The organism is Sphingomonas sp. BL-S-25 (assembly GCF_055521555.1).
This window is the reverse complement of record NZ_CM145486.1, coordinates 2,307,886-2,329,171: the sequence shown is the minus strand read 5'-3', so window position 1 is coordinate 2,329,171 and position 21,286 is coordinate 2,307,886. Positions and strand designations below refer to the sequence as shown.

Annotated in this window: 22 protein-coding genes; 7 read left to right on the top strand and 15 right to left on the bottom strand. The window is 66.7% G+C overall.

Annotated elements, in window-relative coordinates; translation table 11 throughout:
- Positions 1 to 2 precede the first annotated feature (2 nt).
- From ybeY to ACZ1H8_RS11195, 11 genes are all read right to left on the bottom strand, one after another.
- Complete coding sequence (gene ybeY, locus ACZ1H8_RS11245) at positions 3 to 509, bottom strand: rRNA maturation RNase YbeY (protein ID WP_465177283.1); 507 nt, start codon at positions 507 to 509, stop codon at positions 3 to 5.
- A complete protein-coding gene (locus tag ACZ1H8_RS11240) occupies positions 502 to 1,503 on the bottom strand; it encodes a PhoH family protein (RefSeq protein WP_465177282.1) in 1,002 nt (333 codons plus the stop codon). Before ACZ1H8_RS11240 ends, ybeY begins: the two co-directional genes overlap by 8 nt.
- A 240-nt stretch (positions 1,504 to 1,743) precedes the next feature.
- Positions 1,744 to 3,063, bottom strand: coding sequence for a tRNA (N6-isopentenyl adenosine(37)-C2)-methylthiotransferase MiaB (gene miaB, locus ACZ1H8_RS11235; RefSeq protein WP_465177281.1), 1,320 nt, complete (start codon positions 3,061 to 3,063; stop codon positions 1,744 to 1,746).
- 47 nt (positions 3,064 to 3,110) lie between these two features.
- Entirely contained in the window at positions 3,111 to 3,899 is a 789-nt protein-coding gene (locus tag ACZ1H8_RS11230; RefSeq protein ID WP_465181385.1) for a lysophospholipid acyltransferase family protein, read from the bottom strand.
- A gap of 109 nt (positions 3,900 to 4,008) precedes the next feature.
- Positions 4,009 to 4,431, bottom strand: coding sequence for a Fur family transcriptional regulator (locus ACZ1H8_RS11225; protein WP_346246096.1), 423 nt, complete (start codon positions 4,429 to 4,431; stop codon positions 4,009 to 4,011).
- Between the two features lie 138 nt (positions 4,432 to 4,569).
- Positions 4,570 to 4,983: a Ros/MucR family transcriptional regulator gene (locus ACZ1H8_RS11220; protein WP_465177280.1), complete on the bottom strand. Its 414-nt coding sequence runs from the start codon at positions 4,981 to 4,983 to the stop codon at positions 4,570 to 4,572.
- A 111-nt stretch (positions 4,984 to 5,094) separates the two neighbouring features.
- Complete coding sequence (locus tag ACZ1H8_RS11215; RefSeq protein WP_465177279.1) at positions 5,095 to 5,565, bottom strand: GNAT family N-acetyltransferase; 471 nt, start codon at positions 5,563 to 5,565, stop codon at positions 5,095 to 5,097.
- Complete coding sequence (tsaB, locus tag ACZ1H8_RS11210) at positions 5,562 to 6,191, bottom strand: tRNA (adenosine(37)-N6)-threonylcarbamoyltransferase complex dimerization subunit type 1 TsaB (protein WP_465177278.1); 630 nt, start codon at positions 6,189 to 6,191, stop codon at positions 5,562 to 5,564. Before tsaB ends, ACZ1H8_RS11215 begins: the two co-directional genes overlap by 4 nt.
- Positions 6,192 to 6,271: 80 nt before the next feature.
- Positions 6,272 to 6,508, bottom strand: coding sequence for a hypothetical protein (locus tag ACZ1H8_RS11205; protein ID WP_465177277.1), 237 nt, complete (start codon positions 6,506 to 6,508; stop codon positions 6,272 to 6,274).
- A gap of 127 nt (positions 6,509 to 6,635) precedes the next feature.
- Entirely contained in the window at positions 6,636 to 6,938 is a 303-nt protein-coding gene (locus tag ACZ1H8_RS11200) for a polyhydroxyalkanoic acid system family protein (protein ID WP_465177276.1), read from the bottom strand.
- A gap of 5 nt (positions 6,939 to 6,943) precedes the next feature.
- Positions 6,944 to 7,369, bottom strand: a complete 426-nt coding sequence (locus ACZ1H8_RS11195) for a VOC family protein (RefSeq protein ID WP_465177275.1) — start codon at positions 7,367 to 7,369, stop codon at positions 6,944 to 6,946.
- Positions 7,370 to 7,427: 58 nt separating this feature from the next.
- On the opposite strand from ACZ1H8_RS11195, the gene lnt reads away from it, so the two are divergent.
- From lnt to ACZ1H8_RS11175, 4 genes are all read left to right on the top strand, one after another.
- Positions 7,428 to 8,981, top strand: a complete 1,554-nt coding sequence (gene lnt / locus ACZ1H8_RS11190; RefSeq protein ID WP_465177274.1) for an apolipoprotein N-acyltransferase — start codon at positions 7,428 to 7,430, stop codon at positions 8,979 to 8,981.
- 80 nt (positions 8,982 to 9,061) lie between these two features.
- Entirely contained in the window at positions 9,062 to 10,276 is a 1,215-nt protein-coding gene (metK, locus tag ACZ1H8_RS11185; protein WP_465177273.1) for a methionine adenosyltransferase, read from the top strand.
- Positions 10,277 to 10,423: 147 nt separating this feature from the next.
- Positions 10,424 to 11,119 carry a tRNA (guanosine(46)-N7)-methyltransferase TrmB gene (gene trmB / locus ACZ1H8_RS11180; protein ID WP_465177272.1) on the top strand — a complete coding sequence of 232 codons (696 nt, stop codon included), beginning with the start codon at positions 10,424 to 10,426 and terminating at the stop codon, positions 11,117 to 11,119.
- 22 nt (positions 11,120 to 11,141) lie between these two features.
- Complete coding sequence (locus tag ACZ1H8_RS11175; RefSeq protein WP_465177271.1) at positions 11,142 to 12,269, top strand: AI-2E family transporter; 1,128 nt, start codon at positions 11,142 to 11,144, stop codon at positions 12,267 to 12,269.
- On the opposite strand, the gene ACZ1H8_RS11170 is transcribed toward ACZ1H8_RS11175, so the two are convergent.
- The gene (locus ACZ1H8_RS11170) at positions 12,253 to 13,008 is read right to left on the bottom strand and encodes a DUF72 domain-containing protein (protein ID WP_465177270.1); all 756 of its coding nucleotides are present in this window, start codon (positions 13,006 to 13,008) and stop codon (positions 12,253 to 12,255) included. The two genes, ACZ1H8_RS11175 and ACZ1H8_RS11170, sit on opposite strands and share 17 nt — an antisense overlap.
- 136 nt (positions 13,009 to 13,144) lie before the next feature.
- Here ACZ1H8_RS11170 and ACZ1H8_RS11165 point away from each other — a divergent pair, with 136 nt between their 5' ends.
- Positions 13,145 to 15,262, top strand: a complete 2,118-nt coding sequence (locus ACZ1H8_RS11165; protein ID WP_465177269.1) for a TonB-dependent receptor — start codon at positions 13,145 to 13,147, stop codon at positions 15,260 to 15,262.
- Positions 15,263 to 15,329: 67 nt separating this feature from the next.
- Here ACZ1H8_RS11165 and galE read toward each other — a convergent pair whose 3' ends face one another.
- A complete protein-coding gene (gene galE, locus ACZ1H8_RS11160; RefSeq protein WP_465181384.1) occupies positions 15,330 to 16,334 on the bottom strand; it encodes a UDP-glucose 4-epimerase GalE in 1,005 nt (334 codons plus the stop codon).
- Between the two features lie 66 nt (positions 16,335 to 16,400).
- Here galE and msrA point away from each other — a divergent pair, with 66 nt between their 5' ends.
- Positions 16,401 to 16,952: a peptide-methionine (S)-S-oxide reductase MsrA gene (msrA, locus tag ACZ1H8_RS11155; RefSeq protein ID WP_465177268.1), complete on the top strand. Its 552-nt coding sequence runs from the start codon at positions 16,401 to 16,403 to the stop codon at positions 16,950 to 16,952.
- Positions 16,953 to 16,964: 12 nt separating this feature from the next.
- Here the strand turns inward: msrA and ACZ1H8_RS11150 are convergent, their stop codons facing one another.
- Positions 16,965 to 17,909 (bottom strand): L-threonylcarbamoyladenylate synthase, encoded by a 945-nt coding sequence (locus ACZ1H8_RS11150; protein WP_465177267.1) that lies wholly within the window; start codon positions 17,907 to 17,909, stop codon positions 16,965 to 16,967.
- A 48-nt stretch (positions 17,910 to 17,957) separates the two neighbouring features.
- On the opposite strand from ACZ1H8_RS11150, the gene ACZ1H8_RS11145 reads away from it, so the two are divergent.
- Positions 17,958 to 19,667, top strand: a complete 1,710-nt coding sequence (locus tag ACZ1H8_RS11145) for an acyl-CoA dehydrogenase (RefSeq protein WP_465177266.1) — start codon at positions 17,958 to 17,960, stop codon at positions 19,665 to 19,667.
- Between the two features lie 17 nt (positions 19,668 to 19,684).
- Here the strand turns inward: ACZ1H8_RS11145 and ACZ1H8_RS11140 are convergent, their stop codons facing one another.
- Entirely contained in the window at positions 19,685 to 21,250 is a 1,566-nt protein-coding gene (locus tag ACZ1H8_RS11140) for a hypothetical protein (RefSeq protein ID WP_465177265.1), read from the bottom strand.
- Positions 21,251 to 21,286: the final 36 nt, after the last annotated feature.

The following is a 21,286-nucleotide window of genomic DNA, read 5'->3' as shown; positions in this document are numbered from 1 at the left end:
TGTCAGTCCTCGCGTACGGGATAGGGATCGTGAAGGCCGAGTTCGCGGAGCGCGACTCGTTCCATTTCCTCCATGACCTCGGCTTCGTGATCCCCTTGGTGGTCATAACCTAGCAAATGCAAGGTGCCGTGGACAATCAGGTGCGCGGCATGATCTTCGGTCGAAATGCCGCGTTCCTCGGCTTCGGCCATGCACACGCCGTGCGCCAGCACGATGTCGCCGAGCAGAACCTCGCCATCGTCGCTGTTTTGCGTCACCGCTTCCAGCAGGTCGGGCTGGATCATCGGAAAGGACAGCACGTTGGTCGGCTTGTCCTTCTTGCGATAATTGCGGTTCAGTTCGTGCACTTCGTCATCGGACGTCAGCCGGACCGCCACCTCGATCACGACGGGCCAGTTCGCCCATTCGCCAAAGGCCGACTGGGCAAGCGCGGTCGAGGCGGCGCGGGTGGCGATCGCCTCCCAGTCCGCCTCTGGCCAGCCCTCGGCCTGGACCGCGACGTCAAGCATCGGGACCCTCATAGGCTTCGACGATACGGCCGACGATCGGGTGACGGACGACATCGGCCGCGCTGAAGCGGCTGACATTGATCCCCTCGACCCCCTCCAGCCGGCGGACGGCGTCGTTCAGGCCCGAGGCATTGGTGCCGCCGGGAAGGTCGGTCTGGTTGGGATCGCCGCAGATCACCATCCGGCTGTTCTGGCCGAAGCGGGTCAGGAACATCTTCATCTGTGCGGGCGTGGTATTCTGCGCCTCATCGAGAATGACGAAGGCGTCGGCCAGCGTGCGGCCGCGCATGAAGGCGATCGGCGCGATCTCGATCTCGCCGCTGGCGATGCGCCGCTCGACTTGTTCGGGCGGCATGCAATCGAACAGCGCGTCGTAGATCGGACGCAGATAGGGGTCGACCTTTTCCTTCATGTCGCCGGGCAGGAAGCCCAGTCGCTCGCCCGCCTCGACCGCGGGACGCGAGAGGATCAGCCGCTGCACGCTGCCGGTAATCAGCTGGGCGACCGCCTGAGCCACCGCGAGATAGGTCTTGCCGGTGCCCGCCGGCCCCAGCGCGAAGATCATGTCGTTGGAGACCAGCGCGCGCATATAATGCGTCTGTGCCAGGCTGCGCGGGACGATCGTCTTCTTGCGCGTCCGGATCATGATCGGTGGCGGCGACTGGCCGGTGTCGGCACTGATGATGCCGGTCAGCGTCGGCTCGCTCGACATGGCGATCACGGCGTCGATCAGCCCGGTATCGATGTCCTCGCCGCGAATCACCCGACTGTGCAGTTCCTGCAGCACCTCCCGCGCATGAGCGACCGATTCGGCCGATCCCTCGATCACGACGCGCTGGCCGCGGGCGTGGATATAGACGCCCAGCCGCTCCTCGAGCGCCAGGATGTTGCTGTCGAATTCGCCGAACAGTCGCGGCAGGAGCTGGGGCTTGTCGAACGTCACCTCGACCCGGCTGCGTTCCCCGGATTGCGCTTGGACAGGCTTGCGGCTCATGCGGCTCCTTGCTGGCTGGACTGGCGGTGCGGCCGGCACCCCCTTGTGCGGCAGATGTGACATGAGCGGGACTGCCGACACTGAAGGCCGTAACCTGACCGGAGGCTGTGGGTTCCATCGCGCATGTGCGGCATCGAGACTGGCAGAAGCGCCCGGGGCTGCACAGGGGAGAAATGCGCTGGCGTCGGAGAAGGCGTCCGCTGTGCGATCGATGTCACACCGGGGCCGATCGGCCGCGGTTCAGGCGGCCTCCCGTACCGTCTCGACGCCCGCCAGCGAGTTGGGCAGGCCCGCCTCGATCCGCACCTCGATCAGGTCGCCGATCCGCGCGTCGGTCACCAGATGGACCGATTGAAGCCAGGGCGACTTGCCCAGCATCTGGCTGGGCTGGCGACCGCTGCGCTCGATCAGGATCTGGCACGTCTTGCCAACCGTCGCCTGATTGAACGCCGCCTGGTGTCGCAGCACTGCCGCCTGGAGCCGCTGCAGCCGCTCGTCCATCACCTCGGCAGGCACCGTCCCGTCCATGTCGGCCGCCGGCGTGCCCGGGCGCGGGCTGTACTTGAAGCTGAACGCGGCGGCATAGCGCACCTCGTCGATCAGGCTCAGCGTATCCTCGAACTCGGCATCGCTCTCGCCGGGAAAGCCGACGATGAAGTCGCCCGACAGCGCGATATCGGGTCGGACCGCGCGGACGCGGTCGAGCAGGCGCAGATAGGAGTCGCGACTATGGCTGCGGTTCATCGCCTTCAGGACGCGGTCATTCCCCGCCTGCACCGGCAGGTGGAGATAGGGCATCAGGCTCTCGACATCGCCATGCGCGTCGATCAGCCCCTGGCTCATGTCGTTGGGATGGCTGGTGGTGTAGCGGATCCGCTTCAGCCCATCGATCCGGTCGAGCGTGCGGATCAACCCGTGCAGGCCGTGACCCGCCTCGTCGTCCCAGGCGTTGACGTTCTGGCCGAGCAGGGTGATCTCGCAGGCGCCCGCATCGACCAGCGCCTTCGCCTCGTCGACGATCGCCTGGAACGGACGGCTGACCTCGGCGCCGCGCGTATAGGGGACGACGCAATAGGTGCAGAATTTGTCGCAGCCTTCCTGCACCGTCAGGAATGCCGAAGCGCCGACCTTTCGCCGCGCCGGCAGGCTGCCGAACTTGGCGATCGCCGGCATGTCGGTATCGAGCGCCAGGCTGCCCGCCGCCGCCTGCGACACCAGTTCGGGCAGGTTGTGATAGGCCTGCGGACCGACGACGACATCGATCTTCGCGCGCCGCGCGATCTCGGCGCCTTCGGCCTGTGCGACACAGCCGGCGACCGCGATCATCGGCGCGGGCGCCGCCTCGCGATGCTTGAGCCGCCCGATCTCGGAATAGACCTTCTCGGTCGCGCGCTCGCGGATGTGGCACGTATTGAGCACCACCAGCTCGGCATCCTCGGCACCGGCCGCGACCATGCCCTCTGCGCCGAGCAGCTCGGCCATACGCTCCCCGTCATAGACGTTCATCTGGCAGCCGAACGACTTGACGTGGAAGGTCTTGGGAGATTTGGGGGCGTTCATGATCGCGCGGCTATAGTCGTCGCCGGCTCGTTCGTCACCCCGGCCTTCTACGAAGCGTCCGGCCCGGCGGATGCCTCAGGCTGTGCAGGCGCCAGCGCATAGGCGAAGGGCCGCAGCGGCTTGCCCAGCGCCTCGACCAGCGCAATCTCGATCCGGCGTCGGCTCTCGGCGGCGATCGCCTTGCGGCCCGGATAGTCTTGCGGGAGGAAGGGATCGAGAAACGAGACCTTCAGCTCGAAGCTGCCCTTGCGGCTGAGGATCCGCTTCGCATTGTTGATGCCGCTTTCAACCCCGATCCAGCCGATCTCCTCGGCGACCGCGCCGTAATCGAGCATCACCGGCTGGACCATCACGCCCGGCGGCGGGGGTTCGAGGACGCGCAGCATCGGCGTCTTGAACGGCAGCAGCGACTGACCGTCGGTCGTCGTCCCTTCCGGGAAAACGGTTACCGCCCAATTCTCCTCCAGCGCGTCGCGCAGCTGGTTGATCTGTTCGGCGACGCCCAACCGGTTCTCGCGCTTCACATAGACGGTGCGGTTCATCCCCGCGAGCCAGCCGACGATCGGCGAGGTGCCGATCTCGGCCTTGGCGACGAACGCCGTCCCGCTTGCACCGCCCAGCGCGAGAATGTCGATCCAGCTGAGATGATTGGAGATGTAGAAGACGTCGCGCTTCAACGGCACGCCGTTGCGCGTTACCCGCGCGCCGACGATCCGCGCCGACGTCCCGAGGAAGATGCGCGGCCAGGGCGAGGAAAGGCGGAACAACCGCCACAGATAGTGAAGCGGGACGAGCAGCAGGACGGCGCCGACGAGCATCGCCACGCGGCGCCACATACGGACCTGTTCCCGCAGCGTGAGCTGCGTCGGTACGCCGGCCGCAGCTTCGGCGCGCACCGTCGCCTTCGCGTCGCTCCGGTCGGGCGGCCCGTCCCCCAACGGGCCGTCAGTTCTTGCGTTCGAGGCTGACGCCGTAGAGCTCCATCCGATGATCGACCAGGCGGAAGCCCAGCCGTTCGGCGATCTGCTTCTGCAGCTGTTCCAGCTCGGGATCGACGAACTCGATCACCTTGCCGCTCTCGACATCGATCAGGTGATCGTGATGCGCTTCGGGCGCGGGCTCGTAGCGCGCGCGACCGTCACCGAAATCGTGGCGGTCGAGAATGCCCGCTTCCTCGAACAGGCGGACGGTGCGGTACACCGTTGCGATCGAGATGCCGGGATCGATCGCGGAGGCACGTTCATAGACCTTCTCGACATCGGGATGGTCGTCGGCGTCCGAAAGCACGCGGGCGATCACCTTGCGCTGTTCGGTGATGCGCAGGCCCTTTTCGTGGCAAAGCGCTTCGAGATCGATCTTTCGGGCCATGAGTCCTTCCGGCTTGGAACGTGCCGCCGATGTAGCGACTTGAGGCCGCCGGGGAAAGGGCAAGCCAGAATGCAAAAGCGCCGGCCCGGGCAATGTGCCGGGCCGGCGCCTCATGCTGTGTCGATCAGACGATGCGGATCAGCGCTTGCGGCGCTTGGTGCCCAGACCGATCTTCTTCGCCAGGCTACGGCGCTGCTCGGCATAGTTCGGTGCGACCATCGGATAGTCGGCGGGCAGGTTCCACTTGGCGCGGTACTGCTCCGGCGTCATCTGATAATGGGTCATCAGGTGGCGCTTGAGCATCTTCAGCTTCTTGCCGTCTTCGAGACAGACAATGTAGTCGGGCTTCACCGACGAACGAACCGAGACGGCGGGCTCCTGCTTAATCTCAGGTTCAGGTGCGACGGTTCCGAGACCGGACAGGGCACCGTGAACATTCTGAATAAGCACGGGAAGATCCGACACTGCAACACTGTTGTTGCTGACATGAGCCGCGACAATATCGGCGGTCAGCGTTACCAGCGTTTCCTGCATATCGTTCTGGTTTTCCATTTCGACTAATTTCCTTCGACCCGGGGTGTTGTTTTAAGTGCCACCTCAACGCGGCGCTATCGGACCAAAACGGACCGAACGCAAGTCCCGCGCGTGAACCGGTTGCGGAAATCAGGTTAATTTTCGCGAGTAGCTATGCGCGTCGTACGAATTGCCGTCGCGTCCGCGATAGTAATGATACCGCTCCCCCACCTTCGCGAAGCCTTCGCGTTGGTACAGCCGGACTGCGTCATTGCCCGATCGCACCTCCAGATGCAGATCTTCGATCCCGCGTGCTTTGGCCTCGGCGATGACCGAGCGCAGCAGGGCGGACCCCACCCCCCTGCCGCGCGCCGAACGTCGGGTGGCCAGCAGCAGCAGTTCGGCCTCGGGTCCCGCGGCGCGCGACAGGGCGAACCCGACATCCTGGTCGTCGAGGCTGGCGATCACCAGCCAGACGCCCGGCAGCGCCATCATTCCAAGGCACTGCGCAGCGGTCCAGGCCTCACCAAAGCGCGGGTCGAACGCATCCTGCATGATCGCGGCGACGGCCGAGACATCCTGGGCCCCGCCCTCGCGCAGCTCGACGAAGTTCACGCTCATGCCAGCCCCCGCTCGGCCAGCGTCTTCGCATCGGGCGCGCGGCCATAAATCGGCCGAGGCGAAAGATCGGCGAAATCGGGTGGAAGCAATGGCGCGTCAGCCGCGCGGGGCAGCATCTCGGTCAGATCGAGCGTCGGATCCAGCGCCTGCAGGAACCGCACGCCATTGCCGAAAGCCGGGCGCGCGCCGAACGCTTCAATCGCAGCTTCGGGCGTGAGCGACGCAAGGTCACATTGCGCAGCGAAAGGAGCACCGAAGGGCTGGACGAATACCTCGCCATGCCCACCCTCCAGCACGACGACAAGCTGCGAAAGGCCGGGACGCGCCGCGAACGCCTGGGCAGCGATCAGCGCGAGCGAGGAATAGCCCGACACCGTCGCGCCCCAGCCGATCGCCAGCCCATGCGCCGCGGCAAGCCCGACCCTGACACCGGTGAAGCTGCCCGGTCCGCAATCGACCAGGATGTGGTCGGCGCGCCCATCGCCCGGGAGCGAGGCGATCATCGGCACCAGCCGTTCGGCATGGCCGCGGCCCACCACCTCATGTTGCGACGCGATCACCACGCCATCCTCGACCAGCGCAGCCGAACAGGCGGCAGTTGCAGTTTCGATGACGAGTGTGCGCAAGTCCGGGCCTCGAAATAATCGGATGGAACGCGTCTAAGAGCCGCCCTTGGCGACTTTGGCAACCGCGCGCGATGCCCCGCCTATCGATCGAAGGCGGGCATCGCCTGATCCGAGGCCGGTACATAGCTGGCCGGGCGATACGCCGTGCGCGACTCTCCGAAGATTTCGGTCGCCGCGCGTTCGGCCAGATCGGGCTCGCGCATCGGCGCACTGGCAACGGCTTCGACCGGCCGGTAGCTCGGGATCGCGGTTCCCGCGACGGTGTAATTGCCCAGCACGAGCCCGCCCAGACTGCCAAGGGCGGCAACCGATGTCATCCCAACCGCCGCCAGAGCGAGGCGGCGACTGGAAAACATCCGGTGGACCCAGCGAGGCATGCGGCAGACAACCCGCCAGACAAGCGCCCGTTCCGTCGGCACCTGCCACGGACCCGGCTCATCCTGTTTACTTGAGCAGCTTGGGCGCGACTTGCAGTAACTTGTCGCGCACCTTGCCGGCAAACAGCATCAACATCGGCGGCAGGTCTACTTCGGCATGGACATGGGCGTCGAAGACCTCGACCTTGCTCGCGATGGTCTGCCCCATCGCATTCAGCGTGAAGTGGAGCGTGTCGCCGTCCCAGCGATGCTGCACCGTCCCGCCGCCCGGGACCATATCGGCGAGCTTGCCGACCCCGCCGGCCATGCGCGTCTTCGCAACCTCGCGGCCAAGCTTGTGCGGGATATCGACCTTGATCGGTTCGGGCATTCAACTCACTCCGTGGCGAACAGCTTCGCGTCGTCGGCAAACGCCTTGAACTCCAGCGCGTTGCCGCTGGGATCGCGAAAGAACATCGTTGCCTGTTCGCCGGGCAGTCCCTGGAAGCGGATATGCGGTGCGATGCCGAACGGGATCCCGGCCGCCTCGACCCGATCGGCAAGCGACTGCCAGTCCGACATCGTCAGCACGACGCCGAAATGCGGCACCGGCACGTCATGGCCATCGACCGAATTCTCGACCGCGACTGGATGGGCGCCGGGATCGAGATGCGCCACGATCTGGTGGCCGAACAGGTCGAAGTCGATCCAGTGATCGGACGAGCGCCCCTCGGGGCAACCCATCACGGCACCGTAGAAGTGGCGGGCGGCTGCCAGGTCATGGACCGGGAAGGCCAGATGGAAGGGGCGTAGCGACGACATGGCGAATGCCCCTAACCGATCTTCACCCCGAGGGGGAGGATCATGTAAGGCGGCGTCGATGTCTTCCCGCCCCCTCCTCATCGCCCTGGTCGCCGGCATGGCCTCCGCGACCGGCTTCGCGCCGCTCAACCTGTGGCCGCTCCTGATCCTGGGGCTGGCCGTGCTGCTGTGGCTGACGCACGAGGCGCCGACGCTGAAAGCGGTGCTGCTGCGCGGCTGGATCTTCGGAGTGGGTCATTTCACCGTCGGCAACAACTGGATCCAGCACGCCTTCGACTTTCAGGACAAGATGCCGCCGGTGCTCGGCTATTTCGCGGTCGTCGTCCTGTCGCTGTTCCTGGCGCTGTATCCCGCGATGGCGATGGGGCTCGCCTGGCGCTTCTCGCGCCAGGTCACGTCGCGCGCCGGGTGGCAGGGGGCCGACGCCGCTTTCGTCCTTGCTGCGGCCGCCGCATGGATCCTGACCGAGTGGCTGCGCAGCGTAATTTTCACCGGCTATCCCTGGAATCCGCTCGGTGTCGCCTGGCTGCCGCTCCATGCGATCGCCCAGGCTGGCGCGCTGGTCGGTACCTATGCGCTGTCCGGCGTGATGATCGTGGCGGCGGGCGTGCTCTATCTCGCCTTCGTGCGCGACTATCGCGCGGCGGGTGCTCTCGCCATCGCGATCGGCGCACTGGGGATCGCCGCACGGCTGATCGTCCCGGCCGTTCCCGCAGCGGATGCGACACGCCTGGTCCGCGTGGTCCAACCCAATATCGGGCAGGAAGCGGTCGGTGCGCCGGACTATAATGCACGCCTGCTCTCCCGGCTCGTCTGGGGCAGCGGCCGCGCCGGTGCGCGGCCCCGGCTGATCGTCTGGCCCGAGGGCATGGTCAACGACTGGGTCGAGGATGGCTATCCGCGCAACTGGTACCGGGTCGACCCGCGCGCCGTCCGTGCCCAGATCGCCAGCGGGCTCGGCCCGAACGATCGCGTGCTGATCGGCGGCACCGCGCTGTTCGTTGACCAGCAGGGCAATGCGACCGGTGTCGGCAACGGGATCTGGTCGGTCGACCCCGACGGCATGCTCGGCCCGCGCTACGACAAGGCGCATCTGACGCCCTATGGCGAGTATCTGCCGATGCGCACGCTGCTGGCGCCGCTGGGGCTGGCGCGACTGGTAATGGGCGATGTCGATTATGTCCCCGGCCCCGGCCCGCGCACCCTCCCGGTCCAGGGCTTTGGCAATATCGGGATGCAGATCTGCTACGAGATCATCTTCTCGGGCCAGGTCGTCGATCCCGCCAACCGCCCCGACATGCTGTTCAACCCCTCGAACGACGCCTGGTTCGGTACCTGGGGCCCGCCCCAGCATCTGGCGCAGGCGCGGATGCGCGCGATCGAGGAGGGCGTGCCGATCCTGCGCGCCACGCCGACCGGCATCTCCGCGATCATCGACGCGCATGGCAGGCTGGTCGATTTCGTCCCGCCGGGCCAGGAGGGCGCCGCCGAAGCACCGATGCCGCGCCCGCTGCCGCCGACCCCGTTCAGCCGCCTGGGCAACTGGATGGCGGCGATCGTCGCGGCGCTGTTCCTGATGATTGCGATTGCCATCCGGCGCGCCCGCCGCTAGGGCTCGATGCTGATATAAGGAAAGCTTTATATGGGCATGGCAACGGCCCGGGCTTTCCTCTCCCACCTAGAGGATATTCCATGCGTTCCAGCTATCTCTTTACGTCCGAATCGGTTTCCGAGGGTCACCCGGACAAGGTCGCCGACCAGATCAGCGATGCCATCGTCGACCTGTTCCTGACCAAGGATCCGGAGGCGCGCATCGCCTGCGAAACCATGACCACGACCCAGCTGGTCGTCCTCGCCGGCGAAATCCGCGGCAAGGGCATCATGGATGAGGCCGGCAACTGGGCCCCGGGCGTGCAGGAGGAGGTCGAGCAGACCGTCCGCGCGACCGTCAAGCGCATCGGCTATGAGCAGGACGGCTTCCACTGGGAGACGCTGCGCTTCGAGAACAACCTCCACCCGCAGTCGGCGCACATCGCGCAGGGCGTGGACGCATCGGGCAACAAGGACGAAGGCGCGGGCGACCAGGGCATCATGTTCGGTTTCGCCTGCGACGAGACCCCGGACCTGATGCCGGCGACGCTCGACTATAGCCACAAGATCCTGGAGCGCATGGCCGCCGACCGCCATTCGGGCGCCGCGCCGTTCCTCGAGCCCGACACCAAGAGCCAGGTCACGCTGCGCTTCGAGGACGGCAAGCCGGTCGCCGCGACGGCGATCGTCGTCTCGACCCAGCATGGCAAGGGCTATGATCAGGGCGACAACGAAGCCGAGCTGAAGGCCTATGTGAAGGGCGTCGTTGCCGACGTGCTCCCGGCCGAGCTGCTGTCGGATGCGACCGAATATCACATCAACCCGACCGGCTCGTTCGAGATCGGCGGCCCCGACGGCGACGCCGGCCTGACCGGCCGCAAGATCATCGTCGACACGTACGGCGGCGCAGCTCCGCATGGCGGCGGCGCCTTCTCGGGCAAGGATCCGACCAAGGTCGACCGCTCGGCGGCGTACATCACCCGCTATCTGGCGAAGAACATCGTCGCGGCCGGCCTCGCCAAGCGCTGCACGATCCAGCTCGCCTATGCGATCGGCGTCTCGAAGCCGCTGTCGCTCTATGTCGACACCCACGGCACCGGCACCGTCGGCGACGACCGGATCGAAGCCGCGATCCAGGGTATCGAGAAGCTGGGCGGCCTGACCCCCCGCGCGATCCGCACGCATCTGAGCCTGAACAAGCCGATCTACCAGCGCACCGCCGCCTATGGCCATTTCGGCCGCAAGGCAGAGGGCGACTTCTTCCCCTGGGAGAAGACCGACCTGGTCGACGACCTGAAGGCAGCGCTCGCCGCCTGATCGGCGATAAAGCCCAAACACCGAACCCCCGTCGCGGCCCGCCGCGGCGGGGGTTTCGCTTTTCTGGGCCGTTCTCTTGCGGGTTCAGACGGCCTCTCGCGGCACGCCAACCTTGCTTCCCCCGGCCAGCGCGCTAGTGCCGCGCGCATGACCGCACACAAGCCCGGCGACCCCACCACGCTGCGCCGCCTCTATGGCCGCAGCAAGGGCCACAAGCTCCGCGAGGGGCAGGCAGCCCTGGTCGAGGACGCGCTCCCCCGTTTCAGCGTGCCCGACCACGGGCCGCTCGACGCCGTCACGCTGTTCGGCAACGATCGTCCGCTCGAATTCGAGATCGGATTCGGATCGGGCGAGCATCTCGCCGGCCAGGCGCGGATGCGCCCCGATCACGGCTTTATTGGCTGCGAGCCGTTCCTCAATGGCGTGGTCGGCGCGCTGAACCATATCCGCGACGACGCGCTGACCAATGTCCGCCTGCACATGGGCGACGCGCTGGAGGTGCTCGAGCGGCTGCCCGATGCCAGCCTCGACCGGCTATACCTGCTCCATCCCGATCCCTGGCCCAAGGCACGCCATGCCAAGCGGCGCATGGTCAATCACGGCCCGGTCGACATGATCGCGCGCAAGCTGAAGCCGGGGGCGGAGTTCCGTCTCGGCACCGACGACCCGACCTATTGCCGCTGGTCGATGATGGTGATGAACGCGCGGCGCGATTTCGTGTGGCAGGCGGAACGACCCGCCGACTTCCTCGTTCGCCCCGACGACTGGCCCCAGACACGCTATGAATCCAAAGCGCGTCGCAAGGGTCACGAAGTGTGGTACTTTATCTACAAGCGGGTCTGACCGACACGCGGGGGGCAGATCCATGACGAATCCGATCACCGAACCGACAGGCGACCCGACGGCGGCCCCGCCGGTGGAACCGGTCGCTGCGCCCGCCGGGCCCGCAGGGGCCGAGTCCGGCTTCCGCCCGGCACGGATCGCCGCGGCGACGGTGACGATCATTGCAATCGTCGGGGTCGCGTGGCTGTTCGTGGAGCTCACCCGCTTCTTCATGCTGGTCTTTGCGTCGCTGATCCTGGCGGTGATCTTCAGCGCGCTGACGACGCGGGTCACCGCCGCGACCCGCATGCCGCGCGGGCTGGCGCTGGGTCTGTCAATCCTCGCGCTGATCGGCGTGTTCGCTGGCGCCTTCACCCTGTTCGGCACCCAGATGGCCGGCGAGTTCGACACGATCGTGAAGAGCATTCCCCCCGCGATCAGCCAGGTCGACGCGCTGCTCGCGCGGTTCGGCGTCAGCGAAGGGGTGCGCGAACTGCTCGACAAGGGCAGCAGCGATGTATCGCGGCTGATGTCGCAGGCCGGCGGCTATGTGCTGGCGGCGGGCAGCGGCGTCGCCGATTTCGTGCTGGTGTTCGTCGGCGCGATCTTCATCGCCAGCGATCCTGCCGTCTATCGCCGCGGACTGCTGCTGCTGATGCCGCGCAGGGTCGAGCCGGTGGTCGACCGGTCGCTCGACGACATGGCCCACGGGCTTCAGGGCTGGATGATGGGCCAGGCGGTCTCGTCGGTGCTGGTCGCCTTCCTCACCTGGGCCGGACTCGCGCTGCTGGGCGTACCCGCGGCCGGCGGCCTGGGCATCATCGCCGGCCTGCTCGACGTCATCCCGATGGTCGGCCCGATCATCGCGGCGATCCCGGCCGTGCTGCTTGCCTTCACCGTCTCGCCGGCGACCGCGCTGTGGACGATCGGCCTGTTCCTGATCATCCAGCAGCTGCAGGGCAATTTCCTGCAACCGATGATCCAGAAGCAGGCGGTCGACGTGCCGCCCGCAGTGCTGCTGTTCGCGGTGGTCGCCGCGGGGACCGTCTTCGGCTTCCTCGGCGTGCTGCTGGCGGCACCGATCACCGTGGTGGTCTATGTCGCGATCCAGCGCATCTATGTGAAAACGATCCTGGGCAAGGACATCCGCCTGGTCAGCGACCGCCGCTGACCGGTCCGGAACCAGCGACCTCAAGTCGCGCGGCGAGGTCGAGCGCGTTTCCGGTTGCCGCGGACGATGCGGTATTGTCGAAGATGCACCAGCACGTGGCCGGGGCGCTCGCGACAGCCTCGATCCGCTGCGCATAATGCGCCAGCGCCGCCGCGTCATAGGGCGAGCGATAGATGGCGGGCGAGCCATGCAGGCGCCAATAGGCCAGCCCCGGCCAACCGCCGGGTTCGGCCGCGGATAGTACGATTGCGGGGTCGGCGGCAACTCGCCCCACTTGGTGATGATCAAGCAGCGCGTCCGCCTCGTCGGTGAACCAGCTCGCATGGCGCGGCTCGCAGGCGATCAGCGCGGGGATCGCCATCGCGACGCTGGCGAAGAAGCGCTCGGCGATGGCCGGATCGAAGGCCAGGCTGGGCGGAAGCTGAACCAGCACGACCGCCAGCTTCGATCCCAGCGCCTCGATCTGTGAGGCGAAGTCGATGATCAGCGCCTCGGCATCGACCAACCGCGCCTCGTGCGTGATCGCCTTCAGCATCTTCACCGAGAAGCGAAACCCGTCGGGGACGCTGGCCGCCCAGCGGGCCCAGGTCGCCGGCCGGTGCGGCCGGTAGAAGGACGAGTTCACCTCGACGCCGCGAAAGATGCGCGCATAGCGTTCCAGAGCGGAACCGTCATCGGGGAATGACGCCGCCTCCTGGCGTGGAATGCTCCAGCCTGCCGTACCGATCGTCACGTCCATGCCCGCCAAACGCGGTCGGGGTTGCGCGGATGCATCAGTCATCGAGGACTTTTCTCGCCAGCCGACATTCAAGGTTGATACCTTATATCATCGCGTCTATCGCCCGCGCATCTTCCCGAACAAGAGTGCGTATTTGATGATCCGTAGCCTGTTGCTTGCCACCGCCGCCTTCATCGCCCTGCCCGCCCATGCCGAGGAACGCGTTGCCTCGAACGACCCGGCGGCGGACGCAACCGCGACGCCGGCCGACCAGCAGGCCCAGGACCATGCGCACGATCATGACCAGCCCGATTCGGAGATCGTCGTCACCGGCACCCGCGCGCGATCGGCCAACGACCTGCTCGGCGGCACCGCAGTGCTCGCCAATGAGGAACTGACCCGCAGCCTGCGTCCGACGATCGGCGAGACGCTGGCGTCGCAGCCCGGCGTGTCCGCGACCTCGTTCGGTCCGAATGCGTCGAAGCCCGTGCTGCGCGGCTTCACCGGCGATCGGGCGCCGGTACTGACCGACGGCATCGGCAGCATCGACGTGTCGAACACCTCGGCCGATCACGCGGCGGTAATCAATCCGCTGACCGCCGACCGGATCGAGATATTGCGCGGTCCGGCCGCACTGCTGTTCGCGCCGTCGTCGATCGGCGGCGTCGTCAACGTCCTCGACAGCCGGATCCCGCGCCACGTCGAGATGCCGCTGCATGCCGATGGCATCGCAACCTATGGCTCCGCCGCGAACGAGCGCGCCGTGTCGGGCGTGATCGATGTGCCCGTCACCGGCGGGCTGGTCGTCCACGCCGATGGCAGCTGGTCGAAGACGGACGACATGAAGACCGGCGACTATGTCCTGTCCCCCGCGCTGCGCGCCCAGGCGGCTGCCAGCGCCGATCCGGAGATCGCCGAGCTCGCCGACTTGCGCGGCACCGTTCCCAACACCGCGGCACGCACCTGGAACGTCGCCGGCGGCGCGGCGGTGATCAACGAGGGCGGTAATCTCGGCTTCGCCGTCAGCCATTATGACAGCCTGTACGGCGTCCCGATCCGCTATTCGCTCGATCCCTCCGTCGAGGCCGAGGCGGTGCAGCTTCAGGTCAAGCAGACTCGCGTCGACATTCGCGGCGAGGTGAACACCGGGGGCAGCATCTTCAGCAACCTGCGCCTGCGCCTGGGCGCGGCCGATTATCAGCACAGCGAGATCGAGAACACTGGAGAGGTCGGCACGACCTTCTTCAATCAGGGCTATGAAGGCCGGCTGGAACTGGTCCAGGTCGCGCGCGGCGGCTGGGACGGCCTGATCGGCGCGCAGTTCGCGACCAAGGCGATGCACATCGACGGCGAGGAGAAGTTCCTGCCGAAGACGCGCAGCAACCGCTATGGCCTGTTCACCCTGCAATCCTATGATGCCGGTGCGCTGAAGGCCGAGGCCGCGCTGCGGTATGAGCATTCGGCGGTCCGCGCCTTTGCCGATTCGGACCTGGGCAATCCCGATTCGGATCGTCGTTTCGACACGCTGTCGGCGTCGTTCGGCGCCAGCTACGAACTGGCGCCGCGCGTCCGTTTCGGCGTGAACGTGTCGCGCAGCGAACGCGCGCCCTCGGCCGAGGAGCTGTTCGCCAATGGGCCGCATGCCGGCACCCAGGCATTCGAGATCGGCAATCCCGATTTCGGCACCGAAAAGGCCTGGGGCGTCGAGGCGACGCTGAAAGGGTCGGGCGATGGCTGGAGCCTGGCGGCGAGTGCCTATCACAGCTGGTATGACGGCTTCATCTACGACGCGCCCACCGGCGAGATCGAGGACGACCTGCCGGTATTCCAGTATAATCAGGCCGATGCCCGCTATTATGGCTTCGAGATCGAGGCGTCGAAGCGGCTGGCCCGGGCCGGCGGCTTCTCGATCAACGCCGATGCGATGGCGGACATGGTCCATGCGACGATCGTGGGCGAAGGTCCCGCCCCGCGGATCCCGCCGCTGCGCATCATGGGTGGGCTGGAGGCCCAGTCCGATCAGCTCAATGCGCGGGTCGAGGTCGAGCACAGCTTCGAGCAGGATCGCCTGGCCGCATTCGAGACGCGGACCGACGGCTTCACCTTCGTCAATGCGTCGGTCGCGTGGAGCCCCTGGGGTCCGCGGCACACCAGCTTCACCCTGTCGGCGAACAACATCTTCGACGTCGAGGCGCGCCGCCACGCCAGCGTGCTGAAGGATTATGCCCCGCTCGCCGGCCGCGACATCCGCCTGACCGCACGACTGGCGCTCTGACGGCCTTCACTCCGGCTGGCACATCTCGTATCCAGTGCGGGATGTGCCGGCCACCGGTCCGGTTCGCTCAATCCTGTCCGCGGATCTCGGTCAGCTTGCGTTCCCAGGCGAGCGCATCCTTGACGATCCCGTCGAGATCGTCGCGCTGCGGCCGCCAGGGCAGCGTCGCGAGGATGCGGCTATTGTCGGCGACCAGCGTCCCCGAATCCCCCGGCCGGCGCGCGTCCAGGCGGCGCTCGATATGCAGGTTGGTCACCCGGTCCACCGCATCGAGCACCTCGAGCACCGAATAGCCGCGGCCATAGCCGGCATTCAGCGTATGGCTCTCGCCGGGACGATCGATCAGCAGGCTCAGCGCGTCGACATGCGCCGCCGCCAGGTCGCTGACATGGATATAGTCGCGCACTCCGGTACCGTCGGGCGTATCGTAATCGGTCCCGAACACCGTCACATGGTCGCGCTTGCCGATCGCCGCCTCGACCGCGATCTTGATCAGATGGGTCGCGCCCGCGGTCGACTGACCCGAGCGGCCCTGCGGATCGGCGCCGGCCACGTTGAAATAGCGCAGCGCGCAATAGTTGAAGTCATGCGCCGCCGCGACATCGCGCAGCATCATCTCGGTCATCAGCTTCGACGTGCCGTACGGGTTGATCGGCAGCTTGGGCATATCCTCTGCCACCGGCACGATCTCGGGCATGCCATAGGTCGCGGCGGTCGACGAGAAGATGAAATGCTTCACCCCCGACGCGACCGCGCTCTCGATCAGCGAGCGGCTGGCGACCGTGTTGTTGCGATAATATTTGAGCGGATCGCTCACCGATTCCGGCACGATGATCGAGCCGGCGAAATGCATGATCGCGACCACGCCGTGTTCGCGCAGCGTCGCGCGCATCAGCGCCTCGTCCTCGATCTCGCCCTGCACCAGCGTGGCCCGCGGATCGACCAGGAAGGTGAAGCCGGTCGACAGATTGTCGTACACCACGACATTCCATCCCGCATCGAGCAGTGCGAGCACCGCATGGCTACCGATATAGCCCGCACCGCCCGTGACCAGTACCGTACCGCGCTGCATCTTCCGCTCCACTGTTGCTCCTGCGCCGCCCAACCCTATCTAGGCGGCATTGGCAAGGAGTAGCGCATGGCAATCGAGACCGCGACGCTGGCAGGCGGATGTTTCTGGTGCACCGAGGCGGTGTTCGAAGACGTGATCGGCGTCCAGTCGGTCGAAAGCGGCTATATCGGCGGCAGCAAGGAAAACCCGACCTACAAGGAAGTCTGTTCGGGCAGCACCGGCCATGCCGAGGCGATCCGCGTCACCTTCGACACCGATCAGTTGAGCTATGGCGAACTGCTCGACATGTTCCTGGCGACGCATGACCCGACCCAGCTCAACCGCCAGGGCAACGATATCGGCACTCAGTATCGCTCGGCGATCTTTCCCCACTCGCCCGAGCAGGAAGCCGAGGCGAAGGCAGCGATCGCGCGCGCGCAGCCCGACTGGCCCGCACCGATCGTCACCACGATCGAGCCGCTCGGCACCTGGTGGCCGGCCGAAGATTATCACCAGCAATATTGGGAAGGCGAAGGTCAGAGCAATCCCTATTGCCTGGCGGTGATCCCGCCCAAGCTGCAGAAGCTGCGCAAGAGCTTCGCCGCGCGCAGCAAGCGCGCCGCCGAGGCACAGGCCTGATCCAGGCCTGCCTCAGCGCGGGCTGGCGGCGCGGCGCAAACGGTCGTTGATCGCGATGCCGATCCCCTGCCGGGGGATCGGCGCCACCGCGATCGATGGCGCCCCGCTGGCATCCGCACGGTGGAGCGCGTCGAACAGCTTCGCCGCCGCCTCCACCAGGTCGCCGCTCGCCGACAGCGTATCGTTGCCGGCGATCGCGCCGAACCCGATCAGCCACTCCCCGTCTCGCGCCCGGGTCGCCTCCAGCCGCACCGGACTGGCGGGGGCATAATGGCTTTCGAGCTGTCCCGGCGCGACCACCTCGCCCGGCCGCTTCGCCTCCGGCAGGTCGGCCGGCCGGTCCTCGTCGGGAAACAGCTCTTCGGCGGTCAGCGGACCCGGGCGCAGGATGTCGCGCTCGCGCACGATCGTCGATTCCAGCCCCGCGTGCGTCGGCCCGTCATCAATCACAAGTGGGATTCTGTCCGCCAGACTCGCCGCGACATGCGTCGCGCGGGTGGGGCTGATCGACCCGCTGGCATTGGCCGAAGGCGCGGCCAGCGGTCGCCCGGTGGCTGCGAGCAATGCCTGCATCGCCTGGTGGCGCGGCACGCGGATCGCGACCGTGTCGAGCCCCGCGGTCACCAGCGACGACAGGCCGGCATCGGCGCGCACCGGCAGGACCAGCGTCAGCGGCCCCGGCCAGAAGCGCAGCGCAAGGTCCCGTGAAACCTCGGAAAACTCCGCCAGCCGCTCCGCCGCGGCAAGGTCGGGCACATGGACGATGAGCGGGTTGAACGAGGGACGCCCCTTCGCCTCGTAGATCCCCGCAACCGCCCGCGACTCGGTCGCGTCGGCGGCCAGGCCATAGACGGTCTCGGTCGGCACCGCGACGCATTGGCCCTCGGCGATCAGCCGCGCGGCTTCCTCGATCGCCGCCGTGCCGTAGGGTAAGATTCGAGGATTTGTCGCGCTCACCGATCCGGGGCTATAGGCCCGGCAAGACGCCGACAAGAGAGAGGATGCATGACCTTCACGCCCGCCATCGCCGAGCAGCGCTTCGTCCTCGATCATATCGCCCGCATCGCCGAACTTTCGGACGAGGCGACGCCCGACCTGGTCGAGGCGGTTCTGGAAGGCGCCGGCCAGTTTGCGCAAGGGGAATGGGCGCCGCTCGAGCGGATCGGCGACACCGTCGGCGCGAAATGGACCGAGCAGGGCGTGGTCATGCCGGAGGGTTTCGCCGCCGCCTACAAGGCCTATGTCGAGGGCGGCTGGGGCACGATCGGCTCACCGGTCGCATTCGGCGGGCAGGGCCTCCCGGTCAGCCTGGCGACCGCGGTGATCGAGACGTTGGGCACCGCCAATATCGGCTTCGCGCTTGCCCCCATGCTGACCGTCGGCGCGATCGAATCGCTGGTCCATCATGGCAGCGACGCGCAGCAGCAGCTCTATCTGCCGAAACTGGCCACCGGCGAATGGACCGGGACAATGAACCTGACCGAGCCGCAGGCCGGGTCCGATGTCGGCGCGCTGCGCACCACGGCGACGCCGCGCGGCGACGGGACCTGGTCGATCAAGGGGACCAAGATCTTCATTTCGTTCGGCGACCACGACATGGCCGACAATATCGTCCACCTCGTGCTGGCCCGCACGCCGGGTGCGCCGGCGGGGACCAAGGGCATCTCGCTATTCCTCGTCCCGAAATACCGTCTCAATGCCGATGGCAGCCCGGGCGAGGCCAATGACGTTCGTGTGGTCTCGATCGAGCACAAGCTGGGCATCCACGCCTCGCCCACCTGCGTCCTGTCGTTCGGCGATCATGATGATTGTGTCGGCGAACTGATCGGCAAGGAAATGGGCGGGATCGTCGCGATGTTCACGATGATGAACAACGCCCGCCTGAACGTCGGCCTGCAGGGCGTCGAGGTCGCCGAGCGCGCGACCCAGCGTGCCGTCGCCTATGCCCGAGAACGCATTCAGTCGGCCCGCGCCGGCGCGCCCAGTCGCGATCCGATCGCGATCATCGAGCATCCGGATGTCCGCCGCATGCTGATGCGGATGAAGGCGCAAACGCAGGCTGCACGCGCGCTGCTCTATTACGCCTTTGGCCAGCTCGACCGCGCCCATGTCGGCGACGCCGCCGCCAAGGCCCGCGTCGAACTGCTAACCCCGCTCGCCAAGGCGCACGCCACCGATATCGGCAGCGAGGTCGCCAGCCTCGGCATCCAGGTCCATGGCGGCATGGGCTATATCGAGGAGACCGGAGCCGCCCAGCATTACCGCGACGCGCGCATCTTCGCGATCTACGAAGGCACCAACGGCATCCAGGCCGCCGACCTGGTCGGGCGCAAGCTGAGCATGGACAATGGCGCCACCCTGCTCGCGCTGATCGCCGACATGCGCGGCGCGGCGGAGGATGCGAACCTGATCCGCCTGATCGACGCCTGCGAGGAAGTGGCGCAGCATCTGCTGGCCGCATCGACCGACGACCGGCTGGCGGCGAGCTATCCGTTTCTCACCATGCTCTCGACCGCGGTATGCGGCTGGCTGATGGAAGAGTCGGGCCGCATCGCCGCCCGGTCCGACGGCGACCCCGCCTTCCTGGCGATGAAGCAGGCTGCCGCCCGCTTCCACGTCGAGCAGATCGTCCCCGAGGCGCTGGGCCTCAAGGCCGCGGCACTGGCGCCTGCCGATGCACTCTACGCCGTCGAGGCCGACGCCTTCGCCGCGTAGAGGCACCCTGGAGACGCCTAGGGCATCGAACTTGATGGCGGGCTCGGCACCCGGTCGCTGATCGCCCACATCGAATCGACCTGGAGCAGTCCGTAGAAGATCGGGTTGCGCTGGTCGTAAATGTCAAGCGCGCCCGGCCCGCCCTTCTGCAGATAGCTCGACTGGCGCTTGGGCGGCGTAGTCGTATTGGGAAATGCTGCCCGGTGATGGCAGTTCATGCAGTTGGTTTCGATCGGGTGATCGGCCGCCAGTTCGATATAGGGATTATAGGCGACCGGCCATGTGCTCCCTCCCGGCGCGGCGGGAATGCCATAGGTCGAGGTCATCAGATAATTCCGCCACGGCCCCGGTGCCTGAGAAACCGGAATGTTCGGACGATTGGCCGCATAGGGACCCTGATCCGCGCGGTCGTGCCACCATACCGACTGGAAGGTCCAGGCAGGCTGCTCCTTCGTCATGATGTGCATCGCGACCATCACCAACTGGTCGCCCTGCTCGAACATCCGGCCATAGGCCCACCAGGCCGAGGCATCGAGGATCGCGCGATCGCAGGCATGCATCGTCGCCAGATCCGGCGTCGAGCGATAGAAACGGTCGGTGCCCACGACCAGTGGCCGCTGATAGGTGTTCGGGCCCAGCGCTTCACCATCCATCGTGACGCCGTGCAGGAAGGTCACCGATGCAGGCCGAACCAATGCTTGAGGTGTGGTGGTCAGTGCCACCGCGCGAGGCCATTTCGACTGGATCTCGTAACCGGCATAGCGGTCATCGTCCGACGGCGGATGGTCCCAGACCGGCAGCGCAGTAAAGCCGCCGCGCGCGACCGGCCACATCATCGGCTTCAGGACGACCGATCCGCGCGGCATTGCCGGCATCTGTGCGGTGATCCCCGCCGGCGGTATCATCCGGGACAAAGTGCCGGTGCGATACAGATTCTGGCTGCGGATCCAGTCATAGGCCGTCTGATTGTAGGTGACGCCGGCGATCATGATGTCGCCGTTATTCTCATAGCTCGGGCCATCGACCAGCGATGCGACGCCGCTGGACGACGTGGCGATACAGCCGGTTCCGGCGTAGCGCCGCAGCACTGCGTCGGGCAGCGCATAGACCGGCGCCACCGGGAAGTTGATCGGCTCGGCGCCGTTCAGGAACTTGCGCGTTCGCATGGGCAGCGTCGCCGGCTGGGCGATCGGCCCGATGTTGAGCGCGGTGCCGTCGCCACCCACACCGCCACTTGGGCTCGGGCTGGGCGAGGGCCCACTGCCGGCAAAGGCCTGGGTCGAGGTGCACCAGCTGCGCCAGACGGGCTGCCCCGCCGCCTGGGTGTTCAGCGCCGCCCACAGATACCAGCCATGCTCGCGTGCCCGCGCCTCGTCTCGCCGGCTCACCCATCCTTCGACCACGGGCTGCGCTTGGGGATAATCGAACCCGGCAGGAATTGGCGCCGGATTGACGCAGATCTGCGCCTGCACAGCCTCGGGCACCGCAGCCTTGTTGGGGCTGACCGACAATATCGCGAACAGACCGACGACAGAGGTCGAAAGTATAATCGCCGAACGGCGAAGCGCTCTTGTGTTCGACATGATGACACCTCCGCAAATCAACCGGGGGTGATATTA